Source organism: Kitasatospora sp. DSM 101779, from assembly GCF_025655475.1.
GTDB lineage: Bacteria > Actinomycetota > Actinomycetes > Streptomycetales > Streptomycetaceae > Kitasatospora.
Genome location: NZ_JAHTIK010000001.1, coordinates 7,538,821 through 7,539,820 on the forward strand (window position 1 = coordinate 7,538,821; position 1,000 = coordinate 7,539,820).

Annotated in this window: 1 protein-coding gene and 1 pseudogene; both read left to right on the forward strand. The window is 77.8% G+C overall.

Going from position 1 to position 1,000, the window contains the following annotated elements; translation table 11 throughout:
* Positions 1 to 137 precede the first annotated feature (137 nt).
* Positions 138 to 785 carry a hypothetical protein gene (locus tag KSNIM_RS34240; RefSeq protein WP_263107060.1) on the forward strand — a complete coding sequence of 216 codons (648 nt, stop codon included), beginning with the start codon at positions 138 to 140 and terminating at the stop codon, positions 783 to 785.
* A gap of 18 nt (positions 786 to 803) precedes the next feature.
* A pseudogene (locus KSNIM_RS34245) lies at positions 804 to 955 on the forward strand (carbohydrate-binding protein); the annotation flags it as partial.
* Between the last annotated feature and the right edge of the window lie 45 nt (positions 956 to 1,000).

The window sequence follows — 1,000 nt, forward strand, 5'->3', positions numbered from 1 at the left end:
GGGCGCGGGGCGGGAGGGCGGACAGGTGGTCGTGCAGGCCGCGGAGCTCGTGACGGACGAGGGCCACCCTCGCCAAGGGACCCGGCGAGAGCTACGAGCGGCACGCCGTCACCCCCTGGCTCGGCGGCCTCTACTCCGTGGCGTACGAACGCACGTACCGCGGCTTGCCGGTGGTCGGCGGCGACGCCGTGGTGCTCGCCGACGGGCAGGGCCGGATCCGCGGCCAGCAGAACGCCGCACCCGGCGTGAGCGGTGTGCCCACCACCACCATCCCCGCCGTCAGCGCCGCCGACGCCGAACGGACCGTCCGCACCCGGCTCGCCGCCGTCGACGGCGCCGGCCCGGCCCGCCTGGTCGTCAAGGTCACCGACGGCCGCGCCCGACTGGCCTGGGAGTCCGTGCTCACCGGCCGGACGGCCAGCGCCGCCAGCCGGCTGCACGTCTACGTCGACGCCCGCACCGGCGCCGTCCTCGACGGCCACGACCTCGGCGGGACGGCCCCGGGCGACGACTTCTCGCTCGCGGTGAACCCGGCGGGCGGCACCGTCACCCCGGGCGGATCGACCACCGCGACCGTGGCCACCGCCGTCACCTCCGGCAGCGCCCGCACGGTCGCGCTGACCGCCACCGGCCTGCCGAGCGGCGTCACGGTGAGCTTCAGCCCCTCGTCCGTGCAGTCCGGCGCCTCGGCGATGACGACCGTCCCGGCGGCCGCCGGCACCGCGGCCGGGACGTACTCGATCACCGTCGCCGGCAGCGGCCCGGCCACCCACGGCACCACCTAGTCGCTGGTGGTCGGCAGCGGGCCCGGCACCGGCACCTGGGCCGCCGCACCGTCTACCGGGCCGGCGACACCGTCACCTACGCCGGACTGGGCTACCGCTGCCTGCAGGGCCAGCAGGCGCAGACCGGCTGGGAGCGGCCGAACGTCCCGGCGCTCTGGCAGCGCATCTGAGAACCCGGACCGTGCCGCGGGACGCCGCCCGGCGCCCCGCGGCAC